The sequence below is a fragment of the Deltaproteobacteria bacterium genome (assembly GCA_019310525.1).
Taxonomy (GTDB): Bacteria; Desulfobacterota; DSM-4660; order Desulfatiglandales; family HGW-15; genus JAFDEE01.
Map to the genome: position 1 here is coordinate 1 of JAFDEE010000118.1, position 13,882 is coordinate 13,882.

At 50.8% G+C, this 13,882-nt stretch carries 10 protein-coding genes and 1 pseudogene; 7 read left to right on the forward strand and 4 right to left on the reverse strand.

The window, feature by feature from the left end; genetic code table 11:
• Window positions 1-602 precede the first annotated feature (602 nt).
• The 5 genes from JRF57_15500 to JRF57_15520 all read left to right on the forward strand — a co-directional run bounded on the left by JRF57_15500 (window position 603) and on the right by JRF57_15520 (window position 6,514).
• The gene (locus JRF57_15500; protein MBW2305106.1) at window positions 603-1,889 is read left to right on the forward strand and encodes a DUF401 family protein; all 1,287 of its coding nucleotides are present in this window, start codon (window positions 603-605) and stop codon (window positions 1,887-1,889) included.
• Between the two features lie 404 nt (window positions 1,890-2,293).
• Window positions 2,294-3,586, forward strand: coding sequence for a citrate synthase (locus JRF57_15505; protein ID MBW2305107.1), 1,293 nt, complete (start codon window positions 2,294-2,296; stop codon window positions 3,584-3,586).
• Window positions 3,587-3,622: 36 nt separating this feature from the next.
• Window positions 3,623-4,171 (forward strand): hypothetical protein, encoded by a 549-nt coding sequence (locus JRF57_15510; GenBank protein ID MBW2305108.1) that lies wholly within the window; start codon window positions 3,623-3,625, stop codon window positions 4,169-4,171.
• A 130-nt stretch (window positions 4,172-4,301) separates the two neighbouring features.
• Window positions 4,302-5,663 (forward strand): GGDEF domain-containing protein, encoded by a 1,362-nt coding sequence (locus JRF57_15515; protein MBW2305109.1) that lies wholly within the window; start codon window positions 4,302-4,304, stop codon window positions 5,661-5,663.
• Window positions 5,664-5,680: 17 nt separating this feature from the next.
• Window positions 5,681-6,514 (forward strand): TIGR02757 family protein, encoded by an 834-nt coding sequence (locus JRF57_15520; protein ID MBW2305110.1) that lies wholly within the window; start codon window positions 5,681-5,683, stop codon window positions 6,512-6,514.
• On the opposite strand, the gene JRF57_15525 is transcribed toward JRF57_15520, so the two are convergent.
• The 3 genes from JRF57_15525 to infA all read right to left on the reverse strand — a co-directional run bounded on the left by JRF57_15525 (window position 6,492) and on the right by infA (window position 8,717).
• Window positions 6,492-7,619, reverse strand: coding sequence for an AMIN domain-containing protein (locus JRF57_15525; GenBank protein ID MBW2305111.1), 1,128 nt, complete (start codon window positions 7,617-7,619; stop codon window positions 6,492-6,494). The genes JRF57_15520 and JRF57_15525 overlap by 23 nt on opposite strands.
• A gap of 358 nt (window positions 7,620-7,977) precedes the next feature.
• On the reverse strand, window positions 7,978-8,379 hold the full coding sequence (locus JRF57_15530) for a hypothetical protein (GenBank protein MBW2305112.1): 402 nt from the start codon (window positions 8,377-8,379) through the stop codon (window positions 7,978-7,980).
• A 119-nt stretch (window positions 8,380-8,498) separates the two neighbouring features.
• A complete protein-coding gene (gene infA, locus JRF57_15535) occupies window positions 8,499-8,717 on the reverse strand; it encodes a translation initiation factor IF-1 (protein ID MBW2305113.1) in 219 nt (72 codons plus the stop codon).
• 916 nt (window positions 8,718-9,633) lie between these two features.
• On the opposite strand from infA, the gene JRF57_15540 reads away from it, so the two are divergent.
• A complete protein-coding gene (locus JRF57_15540; GenBank protein MBW2305114.1) occupies window positions 9,634-10,458 on the forward strand; it encodes an IS4 family transposase in 825 nt (274 codons plus the stop codon).
• A pseudogene (locus JRF57_15545) lies at window positions 10,407-11,266 on the forward strand (IS630 family transposase). Before JRF57_15540 ends, JRF57_15545 begins: the two are co-directional and overlap by 52 nt.
• 430 nt (window positions 11,267-11,696) lie before the next feature.
• Here JRF57_15545 and JRF57_15550 read toward each other — a convergent pair.
• Complete coding sequence (locus JRF57_15550) at window positions 11,697-13,697, reverse strand: cation:proton antiporter (protein MBW2305115.1); 2,001 nt, start codon at window positions 13,695-13,697, stop codon at window positions 11,697-11,699.
• Window positions 13,698-13,882 lie beyond the last annotated feature (185 nt).

Sequence of the window (13,882 nt, forward strand, 5' to 3'; positions counted from 1 at the left end):
TCCCGCTTTTACAAGCGGGAGCCGGGGTTTCCCCCATCCCTAACCCCATGAAATAACGAAGGTTTACCTGCTGCTGTCTGGCAGGCCTCCCAACAGGTCACTTCCGAAAAGATCCCCCTGCCCCTTCCCCGGTGGTGCGGGCAATGGTTTTCAGGTGAAATACTTGCTCCAAAGAAACCTTTGAAAAAGGCCCATTGTCACTCCAGCTCATGAGTCAGTTATAGTTGAAATTTGGGGGCCGAGGATTAACGCTTTCGATCTTTTTCTCCTTGGCGGGAGGGCGCCGTGGTTTTCGCGGCTTATCAGTGGGGGAAGCCGGTGTCCCCCGCTGATAAGCCGCTGAAAACACCAGCCCGGGAGCCTCGGAACGAAAGAAAAGGCGCCATCAGCCCTTGAGGGAAATATCCGGTGATCCTTGGCTTGGACGGTGCATCGCCCGCCAGCCGGGTGTCTGGCGGGAACGGTAGCGGAGGGAACATCCTTTTGCCCTTCACCTATCGGGTGCTCTCAGGATGCTTTAACATATTGTAATAAGGGTCAATTTCATCATCAACGCATAATTTGGGTTCAATATATTTCTGCTAAAAAGAAAGGAGAAATAGATCATTCCTGCAATCTTAAAGGTCCTCACAGTATTCATCATCGTTCTTTCGCTCAACAGGCTGAAAGTCCAATTGAGCCTCTCCCTTCTCTTGGGGGCATTGGTCCTGGCCCTGTGGATGGGGCTCGCTCCCCTCCAGTGGGCCCTTATCGCCGTCAGGGCCGCCGCCCAGCCTCAGACCGTGAGCCTTTTGCTGGTGGTAGGCTTGATCCTCATCATGAGCAGGCTCATGAAAGAGGCGGGCCAGATGGACAGGCTGGTTAAGAGTTTCTCCCGGTTCACCCGGGATACCCGCAAGGTGGGATCCGTTATCGCCGCCCTGATCGGTCTCCTGCCTATGCCGGGCGGTGCCCTCTTCTCCGCTCCTCTGGTGGAGGCCTCCCTCTCCGATCACGAGCTCACGGGAGAGCAGAAGACGGTCGTCAACTACTGGTTCAGGCACATCTGGGAATACTGGTGGCCTCTGTACCCTGGGGTGGTGCTGGCTGTGGCCCTCCTGGAGGTGGATACTTGGCAGTTCATGGTCACTATGATGCCCATGACCTTGCTCTCAGTGCTGGCAGGGGCCGTTTTTATCCTCCAGCCCATCCGGAACGAAAGGGTACCGGAGAAAAGGAGAGTATCGTTTAAGGCCGTTCGGGAATTCGTCCTGGAGATCATGCCGATCCTGATCGTCATCCTGGTGATTATTTTCCTGGGCGGGGTCACGGCCGTTATGAACCGTTTGGGTTTCCACCTCAAGATACCCGGTTCCGTTTCCATCCTTCCCGGGCTCCTGGCTTCCCTTTGCTGGGTTTGCCGAACCAACCGCATCCCCTTCGGGAGGATCAAAAATGCGGTCCTTGACAAGGGCCTGCTGCCCCTTCTTTTGCTCCTCCTCACCATCATGATTTTCAAGAGCACCTTGATCGAAAGTCGGGCCGTGCTTCAAATCCGGGATGAACTCATCGCCTATCGCATCCCTTTGACCCTTGTCGTCATGTTCATCCCCTTCATATCGGGGCTCGTGACGGGAGTGGCCGTCGGATTCGTGGGCACATCCTTCCCTTTGGTGATCTCAATGTTCCCTTCCCATTCCCTTTTCGAATATCTATCTTACGCCGCCCTGGCATATACCTTTGGTTACATGGGCATGATGCTCTCCCCGGTCCACCTCTGTTTCCTCGTCACCAAGGACTATTACAGGGCGGACATGATGAAGAGTTACCGCCGGTTGATCCTTCCCGTCCTTTCGGTTTTGTCCGTTGTCACCCTCCTCTTTTTCCTGACCCGCCTCCTGTTGCATTGAAAAGGAAAGGATCAGCGGCATGGTAAAACTGAAGGAAAGCAAAAGGCGCTTCCCGCCCGGAGACAACATTATTGTGGCCAATTACCAATAGTTGTGATAAAAGGGGAAACTTTAATCTCCTGCTATCGCTTCCGGCAGCGGCAGGAAAGAACCCTTTACCAGGGGTACTTGGCTGAGCTCATGACTGGGAATCGGCCCTTACCTTGCCCTGACACCCGAACCTGAAAGATTCAAGCCGGTTCGATAGAGATAATCACGGCGGCTCCTTTCCGCTATATGGACGGCGTTTGGAACTTAAGGGAGATCGTTTCGTGGTATCTTCTCCGGTTCCCTGCCCACCGGAGCGAAAGCTTTCCACTCGTCAACGATACATTGAAATTTCAAATTGTCTGAAAGGAGGTTTCATGAAACGCACGGCCACATTGATCGTGGACGGCCAGAGTTATGAACTGCCCATCATCGTGGGCACGGAAAACGAGAAGGCTATAGATATCACCCGGCTGCGCCAACAGACCGGGCTGATTACCTATGACCCGGGTTACGCAAACACGGGGAGCTGCAAGAGCCAGATCACCTTCATGGATGGGGAAAAGGGGATTCTTCGTTACAGGGGTATTCCTGTTGAACAACTCGCCGAACACTCGACCTTCAGAGAGACGGCCTATCTCCTGATCAACGGTGAACTTCCCTCAAGGGCGGAATTGAACCGGTTTTCCGTCCTTTTGAACGATCATTCACTCATCCATGAGGACATGCGCGAATTCTTCCAGAATTTTCCCCGCCGGGCCCACCCCATGGGGATCCTTTCCTCTATGGTGAATGCTCTCAGGGCCTTTTATCCGGAAATTCCAGAGCGCTCGGAGGAGGAGGAAATCAACGTCACCTTCACGCGTCTGCTATCCAAGGTGAGGACCATGGCGGCCATGTCCTACAAGATATCCCGCGGGCACAAGGTGGTCTACCCGAGGCATGATCTCACATATGCGGCCAATTTCCTGAACATGATGTTCGATTCACCGGTCCGGCCCTACCAGATCGATCCCGATATCGTCGAAGCCCTGGATGCCTTCTGGATCCTCCACGCGGACCATGAGCAGAACTGTTCCACGGCGGCCGTCCGCCTCGTGGGAAGCGCCAGGGTCAATCTCTACGCAGCCGTCTCGGCGGGTATCTGCGCCCTGTGGGGACCTCTTCATGGGGGGGCCAACCAGGCCGTGGTGGAGATGCTCACCGATATCCAGGCCAACGGGGGAGACCCGGAGCCCTTCATCAAGCGGGCGAAGGACAAGAATGATCCTTTCAGGCTCATGGGATTCGGGCACCGGGTTTACAAGACCTATGACCCCAGGGCACGGATCATGAAGAAGATGTGTGACAATGTCCTCAGGAAACTCAAACGCCATGATCCACTCCTCGATATCGCCAGGAAGCTGGAAGAGGTCGCCTTGAAGGATCCCTACTTCATAGACCACAATCTCTATCCCAATGTGGATTTCTACAGCGGTATCCTGCTCCGGGCCATCGGGATCCCCCTCAACATGTTCACGGTCATGTTCGCGATCGGTCGTCTGCCCGGTTGGATCAGCCAGTGGAAGGAGAGCATGGACGATCCGGACTGGAAACTCCATCGTCCCCGGCAGATTTACATGGGCCCGAAGGAGCGCACCTATGTGCCCATCGATGAACGGGAGGCTTAGGCTTGAAAGGGAATAACCGCTGAAAGGGTGAAGAGGATGAATTTCAGCATTTTCGAAGACATGGGGGCCCCGGAACTCAGGAAATATATCCGGTTTCTGCTGTGGCATTACAGGGTCGTTGACGCCTTCTGGTTCCTTTACGTGGCGGAACAGTTCGACCAGCCCACGGCCGAGCAGATCAATGAGCGGGTATGGGGCCGGGTGGCGGGCATGGCCGCAAAAGATCTGAAGGAAAAGTTCGAGATCCGGGGAAAAGGCCTCGACGCCTTTGTGGATGCCCTTAAGCTGTTTCCCTGGTGCATCCTGGTCGGATACCATATTGAGCAGAGAGACGGGGAGGTCATGCTGTCCGTCCCCACCTGCCCGACCCAGGTGGCCCGCCTCAAACGGGGGCTCGGGGAGTATGTCTGCAAGGAGATGCATCGGGCCGAGTTTGAGAATTTTGCCCGGGAGATCGACGACCGAATCCGCGTGGAGTGCCTGTTTGCGCCCCCTGATCCCCATCCGGAAGACATGTTCTGCAAGTGGCGGTTTTTTCTGGAGGGGCCGGGTGGCGGGGAAGGGACGCCTGCAGCCGAGGTATGATCCCCTTTCAGAAGGGAAAAACCGGAAGAACGGGGGAAGGCGGGGTAGAGATTCTCTTTCTGTGAGGGGTGCCGGGGGAGGCTGGCGGGGACCCTGACCAGGGTACTTGCCGGTTCCAGAGGGTTTTTGCATGGAGAAGGATTACAAAGGAAAATTCAAGCGGCTGAAAAAGGAATACCTGGAGAGCGAGCGCATCAACCAGGAGGAAAAGGAATGCCTCCTGCGGGTGATCAACACCTACGGGACGGTGGTGGCCATGCACGAGGAAATGGCCGAAGAACTGGAAACCCTCCAAAAGATGCTGGATATCGAAAAGGCGCTTCCCATCGACCTCATCGAGGTAGAGCTTGGAAAACTAAAGGACAAGATCATTGCCGCAGAGAGCACAGAGGTTCGAGGGGCGGTCGATCCGGCGGTTGTTGCGGAACTCCAGGCCATCGTCCTTGAGGCCTGTCGCACCCTCAGGAACACGATGAACGCCCTCATGGAGGATTTCTATCCCCTCACGGAGGAGTTGGCCCGCAGGGCAACAGCCATAGATATCAAGTGCACCGATGAGATGGAGAAATCCGAGTTCGTGAGAACCGGAAGGGCATTCCTGGAATTCGTGGATGGCTTGAAGCAGAAGGTTTCCGAAGATATTAAGTACATCACCCACGCCTTTGTGACCTTACTTGATCATGTCAAGGACCTGGAGAAGGCCCTGAGCCGGGAGTTCGGCGTGGAGCAGAACCTCAAGCGTATCGAGTATTTTGAAATGCAGGTGAACTCCGAGGTGGGATCCATCGTTGATTCCTTCAACATTTACAGGACCATCGATGAGATCAAGACCACCGTGATCAGCAAAATCAAAAACATCAAGCGTTTGATTACAAAAAAGAAGGAAGAGGATATCCGTAGGGCGAAGGTAGCCCAGGAAAATATCGAAAAGTTGAAGAGTCAGATCGCCGCCGCGGAGAAGAGCATGCAGCAGCTCTCTCAAAAGGCCCAACAGTTCCAGGCCGCGGCTGAAATGGACAGCCTGACAGAGGTCCATAACAGGAAGGCCTTTGACAAAAAGATCAAGGAAGCCCTGGACCGATTCCACGAGGACGGGATACCCATCTGTGCCATTTTTTTTGACGTGGACAACTTCAAGGAGATCAACGATACCCTCGGTCATGTGGCCGGTGACAAGGTGCTCCAAAAGGTGGCACAGTGTCTCGTGCGGAGTTTCCGCAAAGGCGATTTCGTGGCCAGGTTCGGCGGAGACGAGTTTGTGGTGTTGATCGAGCGGCTGACAATGGAGATGGCCAAGGAAAGGATTCTGACATTCCGAAAGAATCTGGCCAAGATACGGTTTACATCCTATGCCAAAGGAGATATTCCGATTACGGTGAGCGCCGGCATTTCATTGGCCCGGAAGGGGGATACCGTTGAAAGCCTTATTGCACGGGCCGACAAGGTGATGTACAACCAGAAGCAGAAGAAAAAAGGCGCTTTAAAGAAATAAGAGCGGATGAAGTGAACATGGTGACCGCAGGGGGGCCACCCCCGATTGACTCCAAGCAAAGCTTCGAAGCGCTTTACAAACGCTTTAACCATCGTAGATACGTCCATCCCGATCCCCTTGAATACCTTTATGCATTCGAAGACCCGGGTGAAAGAGAAATCGTCGGATTCCTTTCATCCTCCCTCGCTTACGGGCGGGTAACCCAGATCTTAAAGAGTATTTCCATCGTGCTCGAGCGGATGGGGCCTTCCCCTCGCTCCTTTCTGCTTTCTACCCCGGATCGCTCCATTTTGTCCTGTTTCAGGGGCTTTCGACACCGTTTCACCACTGGGGAGGAACTATCCCGGATGCTTCTTGGATTGAAGCGGGTGCTCCGGGAATACGGATCTCTTCGAGAGTGTTTCGAGGCCGGATTGGAAAGGCGACATGAAACCATCCTGCCCTCTCTCTCGCGGTTCGTGGAAATCCTGCTGGACGGCGTCCGCTCCCCCAACTCTCTCCTTCCCTTGCCCTCCAAGGGAAGCACCTGCAAAAGGCTGAACCTGTTCTTGCGCTGGATGGTGCGGGAAGATTCGGTGGACCCGGGAGGGTGGCGCGGCGTCCCCGCTTCCAAGTTGATCATACCGCTGGATACACACATGCACCGAATCTGCCGGGCCCTTGGCCTCACTAGCCGGAGGCAGGCGGATATGCGGACGGCCCTGGAAGTGACGCGGCACTTCAGGAGGATCAATCCCGGAGATCCGGTCCGCTATGATTTTTCTCTTACAAGGCTGGGAATTCGAAGGGACACAGACCTGGAGAAATCCTTAAGCCGGCATTTCCCGTCTATTTCCCCTTCTTCAGGATGATCAGCAGCCCCTCGGAGGATTCCCTCAAGGTGGTGCTCGAGAGGAGGGATTCGTCTTTCAGGTCCAGAACTATCCTGAGTTTGCCGGGGTGTTTCCCGACCCGGATCCTGCTCAGGATCTTGTCGGTCGTTGAAAACGTAAAGGTTTCGGGTTTTTCCCAGGATCCTGGAAGATCCACCACGAGGCGGGGAGGGGTGTCCAGAAAGAAGTTTCGATAGGTCCGAACCGGACCGTCGGCTTGAATCACGATCTTGAGTTCGGTCTCACCTCCTTCCTCACGAATTCCTTTGAATACCCGTTTAAGCCCTGTGGTTTTGGTGGCAGGGGTTACAATTTTAAGGGGGTTCTCCGCTTTTTTCCGTGAGTGCCGGGGCTTTTGAGATGATCGCCGGCGCTTGGTATCCATGAGCCATACGCGGTATGAGGAGGCCTCTGGCGGGGCATAGAAATAGATCGTTTTGACTTCACCCGGTATCATCTCAACGTCCTTTTCGTGGATGAAGGCCGCATCCCCCCCAATAGGCATACCGGAGGAATCGTAGTAATTGATGCATACCTTGAAATAGGGCTTCCGGTTTCTTTCCGAAGCGAGGTATAGGGAGCCGGTCCTCTTGAGGACCTTTAAGTATACGGCGATACGGTCCCCATAGCGGTCCTTTTCTTTCCTGTGGACACCAAGAATCTTCAGGTAGCCGTTGTTCCCCAGTCCGTATTCTTCTAAGGCCTTGTCCCGTTTTCGTATCTCACGTTCAAAGACCTCTTTCAAAGTCCTTTCGGGTATGTTCACCTGGACCTTTTCGCAGACCTTTTTCCCCTCTTCCCGATGTTCCAGTACCTTGAAGTCCTCCAGGTAGCCGGACTGGAGCACCTGAATCAGATCGGCGAGATCCCGGGGATCCCCGCCCGGGCAAAATAACTCTTTAAAGAGCGGCGCTGATTGGATCGCCTTTCCAATCGCCAGGGTCCGGGTGATTTTTCTCGCTTCATCAATGGATTCACCATACCCGGCCCTGTAACAGTACCGACCCGTAAGGATGTCTGCTCTTCCGTTCGGAGCCGGAAGCAGGACGACCAACAAAACTATCCACAGAACCCTTTTCAGCATGGCGTTTCCTCGGCAATAAAAGATTCGGGATGTTGTCCCTCCCATGGTATTGATTGTCAAAACCGGTAAGACGGCTGGATCGCTACACGCCGGATAATGAATTGTTGAATGTTTCACCAGGAGACCTTTGAAAAACGCTCCCTTTTGCCCAATCCCGGCGTCAGGCTCAAATTTTAATCCTCGAAATACTTCAATGTATTCCTGTGGTTAAAATTTTCGCCTTCCTTGACCTTGATTTGAAGGCCCCCGGATTCAATTAACTGAAGGAAAGATCCTCGGCCGACGTTTTACGATTAAAGTTCGGGGGGATTCTCCTCCATCCCGGCGACCACTGTCAGCCGGTTGGGGGAAAGGAGGCCTATGTCAGGCCGGGTTTGGGTTTTTTCTCAACGGATCGCAACGGATTTGTTCGGTACGGGACGCGATACATTACGTGGATGTCGTCGGTAACCGTGTCGTGAATTTCGTAACGCTCAATTCCCCTGTCCGGACCCGAAAAGGCGTCTTCCCCTTCTTCGAAATCAACCATCATGAGGAATTGGTCCGGATTGATTTCGAGATCGAACCCTTCCTCAGGATAGTCCTCACCGGAGATACTATACACCAGCCTGAAATATCCCTCTTCCTCAGTGTCTCTCAATCCCTTCATCTCACCCAAAAGGGTCTGGTAAGCCATGGCGGAACGGATGGTCTGTGAGAGGGAAGAAATCTCCTTCAACACCTGGATGGAAATAACATCAGCTTTTTGGGTTTTTTTCATCAGCACGGTCCCGGGGGTATTTCTCCCGTCGTCTCCTTTTGCCTGAATGAAATTAAGGCCGTACAATCCGGATCAAAGAAAAACCTGATCCAGAAGGAATAGAGGCCCTGGTCTCGATACTACTTGTGGCGGTAAGTGATGATGCCGTGAGACGTGTCATAGGGGGACACACTGACTTTTACGCGGTCTCCCTTGATGACCCGAATCCGGTTTTTTTTCATCTTGCCTGAAAGTACGGCCCGCACCAGGACATTGTTGTCGCATTGGATCTCCACGTTTCCCCGTCCGAGGATACGGGTCACGGTACCTTCCAGATTTATCAGGTCGTCTCTGCTCAAATTTTTCCTTGCTTTCCAGCCCTTTCAGGAAATGCCTCGAAGGGCGAGGTAAGATACAAAAAAACGGAGACACCTTCTGCCTGTAATCAGTATCTCCGTTTGCGAGCGGCATACAGCATACTTGATTTATATTTCCTTTTATCATGTAAGGTCAAGTGAAATTTTCGGGGTTAATGAAGGTAAGACAAAAGTCGGGTCCATGAGAGAGTCACCTTGGGCATTGGTGATAAAGGGTCGTTGGCCGGCAGTTGAATCTCGTTGGACACTTGTCCGCATGACCCCTAGGGGGATGGATTTTGGTTGTTTTCTGAAATTCGCATAAAATCGATCCTCTCCCCGGTGCCGGAGGTCTGGCAGCCCGATTTCCCCGGAGCCGAAGACGCCCATCCGGCTTATGGCCCGGGAGGTGGCCTCGAAAGGCATCCAGATGGGACCGGGATAACTCAAGGCCCTTGGGGAAACGGCCATAATCTTTTGGCCAAGTGGGGAGGCCTGCCGGGATTTGAGAGAATTCCCGGCAAACGTAAAACTGTATTTGCCCGCGAATCCTTGGGCATGAAAGTTTCAATCCGGGGCTGGAACTGCCCCTGAAATCCATAGAAATCTTATTATGGAATCGGCCGAATCCGGGTACAACTTGAATCGGCTTGCTGGTTCCATTTTACTCTTGAACATTGACCGCTTTTCCTTTGCTTTTCAACAATTCCTCTCCACTTCTCCCGCTTCGACGCCAGTGCTGAAGAAACTGCTTTGGAATTGGCTTTTTCTTGAAAATGTGCTACACGTCCCCCCGTTGAATCCATTACCTACTTGGCCGATTACCACGAATCCTTACACGGAGTGGTAGAATGGGGATTGAAGATAGGCTTGAGGATCCTGATAAAAGGCGAACCTTAGTTAATTTGGTAAATACAAGGTGCGGCAATTCAGTTGTCTCGATCAATACCTCAGTATGGCTTTTGCGCAACTTACCTATCGAGAGAGTCTACGGGACGTCGATGCCTGTCTCCGTGCCGAGCGCAACAAGCTGTATAACGTCGGTATACGAAGCAACAATTCCCGAGATACCCCGGCCAATGCCAACAAAGTGCGCGACAGGCGCATCTATGCAAAGTTCGCATACTCCCTTATCAACACAACGCGAGCACTCTATATCAACGACGACTTTGGGGTCGAACTTGACCAAACCGTCTATGCCCTCGATTCCACCACCATCGATCTTTGCCTGTCTGTCTTTCCATGGGCAAAGTTCAGGCGAACCAAGGGCGCCATCAAACTACACACGCTCCTGGATTTGCGTGGCAGCATTCCTTCTTTCATCCATATCAGCGACGGCAAGCTTCACGACGTCAATGGTCTCGATCACCTGATCCCGGAACCAGGGGCCTTCTACGTTATGGATCGAGGTTACCCGGGTTTCGAGCGACTCTATCAGCTCAGTCAATGGGCTACATTCTTCATGACACGCGCCAAATCCAATCTCAAGTGTCGCCGTCTCTATTCCAACCCCGTCGAGAAAGATACGGGACTCAGATGCGATCAGACTGTCGTGTTGACCGGTTTCTACTCTTCCCAGCATTACCCCGGAAAACTGCGCCGCATCAAGTACCACGAAACCAGAACCAACAAGACGCTGATCTTTCTTGCCAATAACTTCATGCGGCCAACACTGACCACCGCTCAACTCTATCGCTGCAGATTAAGAAAAGAGGCCGTCGCGTTGGAGCCTGCCGAACATTGAGCAAGGAGCAGGAAAAAAGGATTCAAAAAGCCATCGTGGACAAAGAACCCGATCAGCTCAAGTTGCCATTTGCGCTGTGGACGCGCATTGCTGTGCAACAGCTGATTAAGGAACTCTTTGGCATCAATATGCCGATTCGCACTGTGGGAGAGTATCTTAAACGCTGGGGATATACGCCTCAGAAGCCCTTGCGCCGGGCCTATGAGCAAAACGCCAAGGCGGTTAAAAAGTGGCTGGATGAACAATACCCTGCCATTGTGAAAAAGGCAAAGGCTGAAAAGGCAGAAATCCACTGGGGTGATGAGACCGGGCTTTGCAACGACAGCCAGCATGGTCGCAGTTATGTCCCACGGGGGCAGACACCGGCGATTCGGCTGCCAGCCAAAAGAGAGCGCATCAACCTGATTTCCTCGATCACCAACCAGGGCAAGGTGCGCTTTATGCTTTACCGCAACACGATGAATGCCCAGACGCTGATCAAATTCTTGAAACGATTGATCAAAGATGTGGACCAGGAAGTTTTTCTGATTCTGGACGATCTTCGGGTTCATCATAGCAAGCTTGTTAAGGAATGGCTAAAAGACCATGAGGATCAGATCGAATTGTTATTTTTGCCTTCCTACTCACCTGAATAAATCCTGATGAGTATTTAAACTGTGATCTGAAAGCCGGGGTTCATTCCAGAGTTCCGGCGCACAACAAAAAGCAACTGACCAAAAAGGCGATCTCTCACTTGCGCATGCTTCAAAAGAATCCCAAGCGAGTTAAAAAGTATTTTCAACATCCTAAAATTACGTATGTCGCATAATGTTCTATTTAATTGCCGGATAATAACGACGAAGGGTAGTTAGCAGAGAAGATTCGTCAGGTCCAGCGTTGCTTGGAATCTACTTTTCCCAAACGTAGATGCTCGAGGCTTCAAAATCGACGATATGTTTCAGCCCCTCAAAATAGTACATACCCGGAAGGTTCACCTCATCTCTTTGATTGACGGCTACTTCAGTATTCCGTCTGAACTCTGCTATATTTACTTCGAGAGAGCAAGAGCTGATCCCAACCTACGCTTAAGGCGAAAAATAACGCTAATCACTACCTGAAATATTGGAGTCATTAACTTGTGTCCATCCATAAATGAGAAAATTTGTGCAAGGTCAAGGAAGGCGAAAATTTTAACCGCAGGAATACATTGAAGTATTTTGAGGATTAAAATTTGAGCCTGACGCAGAGATTGATGGACACTAACTTGAATCCCCTTCTTCTGGATTTTGGGATAAACGAGCGACCTCGGCGACCCTATCTGGTGGTCCAAGGACAAAAAGCACATCGTTATCACAAAATGGCATGTTTACGTTTGGATTAGATAATATTTGTGAGTTTCGGCGTATTGCCAATACTGTAACTCCATATTTCTTTCTCAGCTCAATTTCAGCTAAACTTTTTCCAACTAAAGGTGATCTTTCAACAACCCTCAACGTACTAATTTCAACATCGGGAAGCTGAAGGTTTAAATCGGAAAAAGATGACGACTCTTTGAAAAGGCTTCGAAACATTTCGTAACCATCTGATCGTATTTCTGCGACGAGCCTTTCGATTTCATTTCTTGGTATAAGATATTTAGCCAAAACCCGGGTGAAAATCTCCACTGATGTCTCAAACTCTTCAGGAATGACCTCGTTAGCTCCTAATTCATACAAAGGCTTCATCTCTTGGAGATAACGGCTCCGTACAATCAAATGAACCTTTGGATTAAGCCTTCGAATGATTTCAGTAATTCTGCGGGTTGACGCTGGATCATTGATTGCAATTACAACAATTCTCGCATCTTTGATGTTTGCGTGCTGAAGTACGACCTCCTGGGTTGAATCTCCATAATAAATTGGTTCTCCCTGTGCTTGTTCTTTCCTCACAGTTTCGGGGTTCATTTCAATGATTGCATAGGGAATACCTGTTACTCTAGCGGCACGTGCCACATTCCTACCGTTCACTCCGAAACCGATTATAATAAGGTGATCTTTCCTGTCCACGACCTTTGTTTGTGAAACAGGATAAAAGCCGGACATCAACCTTTTCGGAAGCGGGAACCGTAGAATTATATCTGCCAGGCGGGGCGCCAAGGTAATAATGAATGGTGTCGCCGCCATGCTAAGAACAGAGCCAGCCAGAAACATCTGATACATATCTCCGGCCATTAAACCGTGTTCGACACCGGCTCTGGATAAAATGAAAGAAAATTCACCAACCTGACTTAGTGCAAGACCAACAAGGATTGAAGTGCGAAGTGGAAAACCCAACAAAACCGTTGCAAAGCTGGCAATGATGGATTTTAAAACCAAAATGCATAAAGCGATCAGCGCAATGGTACCAGGTTGCCGGAAAAGGAAACCAATATCAAACAGCATACCAATGGAAACAAAAAAGAAGGTTGTAAAGACATCACGAAAGGGTAAGATATTTCCGAGTGCTCGATGACTGTATTCAGATTCGGAAATGATCAATCCTGCTAAAAATGCACCCAGGGCAAGAGAAAGCCCCGCACTGGAAGTTATTAACGCAACCGCGAGGCATATTAAAACTACGCTTAACAGGAAAAGTTCCCGGCTCCGTGTCCTGGCGATTTGATACAATACCTGCGGAATAATCCATTTAGTACTGACGATCACCAACCCGATGATTCCGATTCCTTTGGCAATAAGAACAAGGGCGGATTTACCTGAATCCCCTGTTTCTCCGGCCAGTAAAGGTGTAACCAATATCATTGGAACAATAATGATATCCTGGAAGATCAAGATGCCAAGAGTTGTACTTCCATGGGGACTATCAATTTCAGCTCTTTCTTGGATTAGCTTGAGCACAATGGCCGTGCTGCTGAGGGATATAAGAAATCCTATAAAGACCGATTCACCAATAGGTTGACCCAGTTGCCTGGCTATAAGAAAAGTAACTAAAAGTGTTAACAACACCTGAATCGACCCCCCCATCAGGATCGATTTCTTGATTTGTATCATCCTTTTAAATGAGAACTCGATTCCTATAGTGAAAAGCAATAATACAACACCGATTTCAGCTAAAATTTCAACTTCATGAAGTGCATTTATCAGTCCGAGTCCGTAAGGCCCGACAAATATCCCTGTAAGGAGGAATCCCACAACCGCCGGCACGCGAAGTCGATGACATATAAAGAGCACCGCAATAACCAGTCCAAATATAACGACAATGTCATTTAGCAGCGGTATTTCCATATTCTAATTTACCTTATAATTCATATCGAAAAGCCCAAAGCAATAAGACGCGCAATGTTATATTATTTTCTTGGTTCCTCGACGTTTTGTGTGGATTTGATTATAGAAGGATCAAATCCACACAAAACGTCATTAGGAGGTTAATATCATGCATGGCAACCAGATTTTGACCCTTGGTTTGGGAT

What these genes read in the sequence shown, in the direction of transcription:
- JRF57_15550 (MBW2305115.1), bottom strand. Translation starts at nt 13,697, where the DNA reads ATGGAAATACCGCTGCTAAATGACATTGTCGTTATATTTGGACTGGTT.
- JRF57_15515 (MBW2305109.1), top strand. Translation starts at nt 4,302, where the DNA reads ATGGAGAAGGATTACAAAGGAAAATTCAAGCGGCTGAAAAAGGAATAC.
- JRF57_15520 (MBW2305110.1), top strand. Translation starts at nt 5,681, where the DNA reads ATGGTGACCGCAGGGGGGCCACCCCCGATTGACTCCAAGCAAAGCTTC.
- JRF57_15530 (MBW2305112.1), bottom strand. Translation starts at nt 8,379, where the DNA reads ATGAAAAAAACCCAAAAAGCTGATGTTATTTCCATCCAGGTGTTGAAG.
- JRF57_15525 (MBW2305111.1), bottom strand. Translation starts at nt 7,619, where the DNA reads ATGCTGAAAAGGGTTCTGTGGATAGTTTTGTTGGTCGTCCTGCTTCCG.
- JRF57_15505 (MBW2305107.1), top strand. Translation starts at nt 2,294, where the DNA reads ATGAAACGCACGGCCACATTGATCGTGGACGGCCAGAGTTATGAACTG.
- JRF57_15510 (MBW2305108.1), top strand. Translation starts at nt 3,623, where the DNA reads ATGAATTTCAGCATTTTCGAAGACATGGGGGCCCCGGAACTCAGGAAA.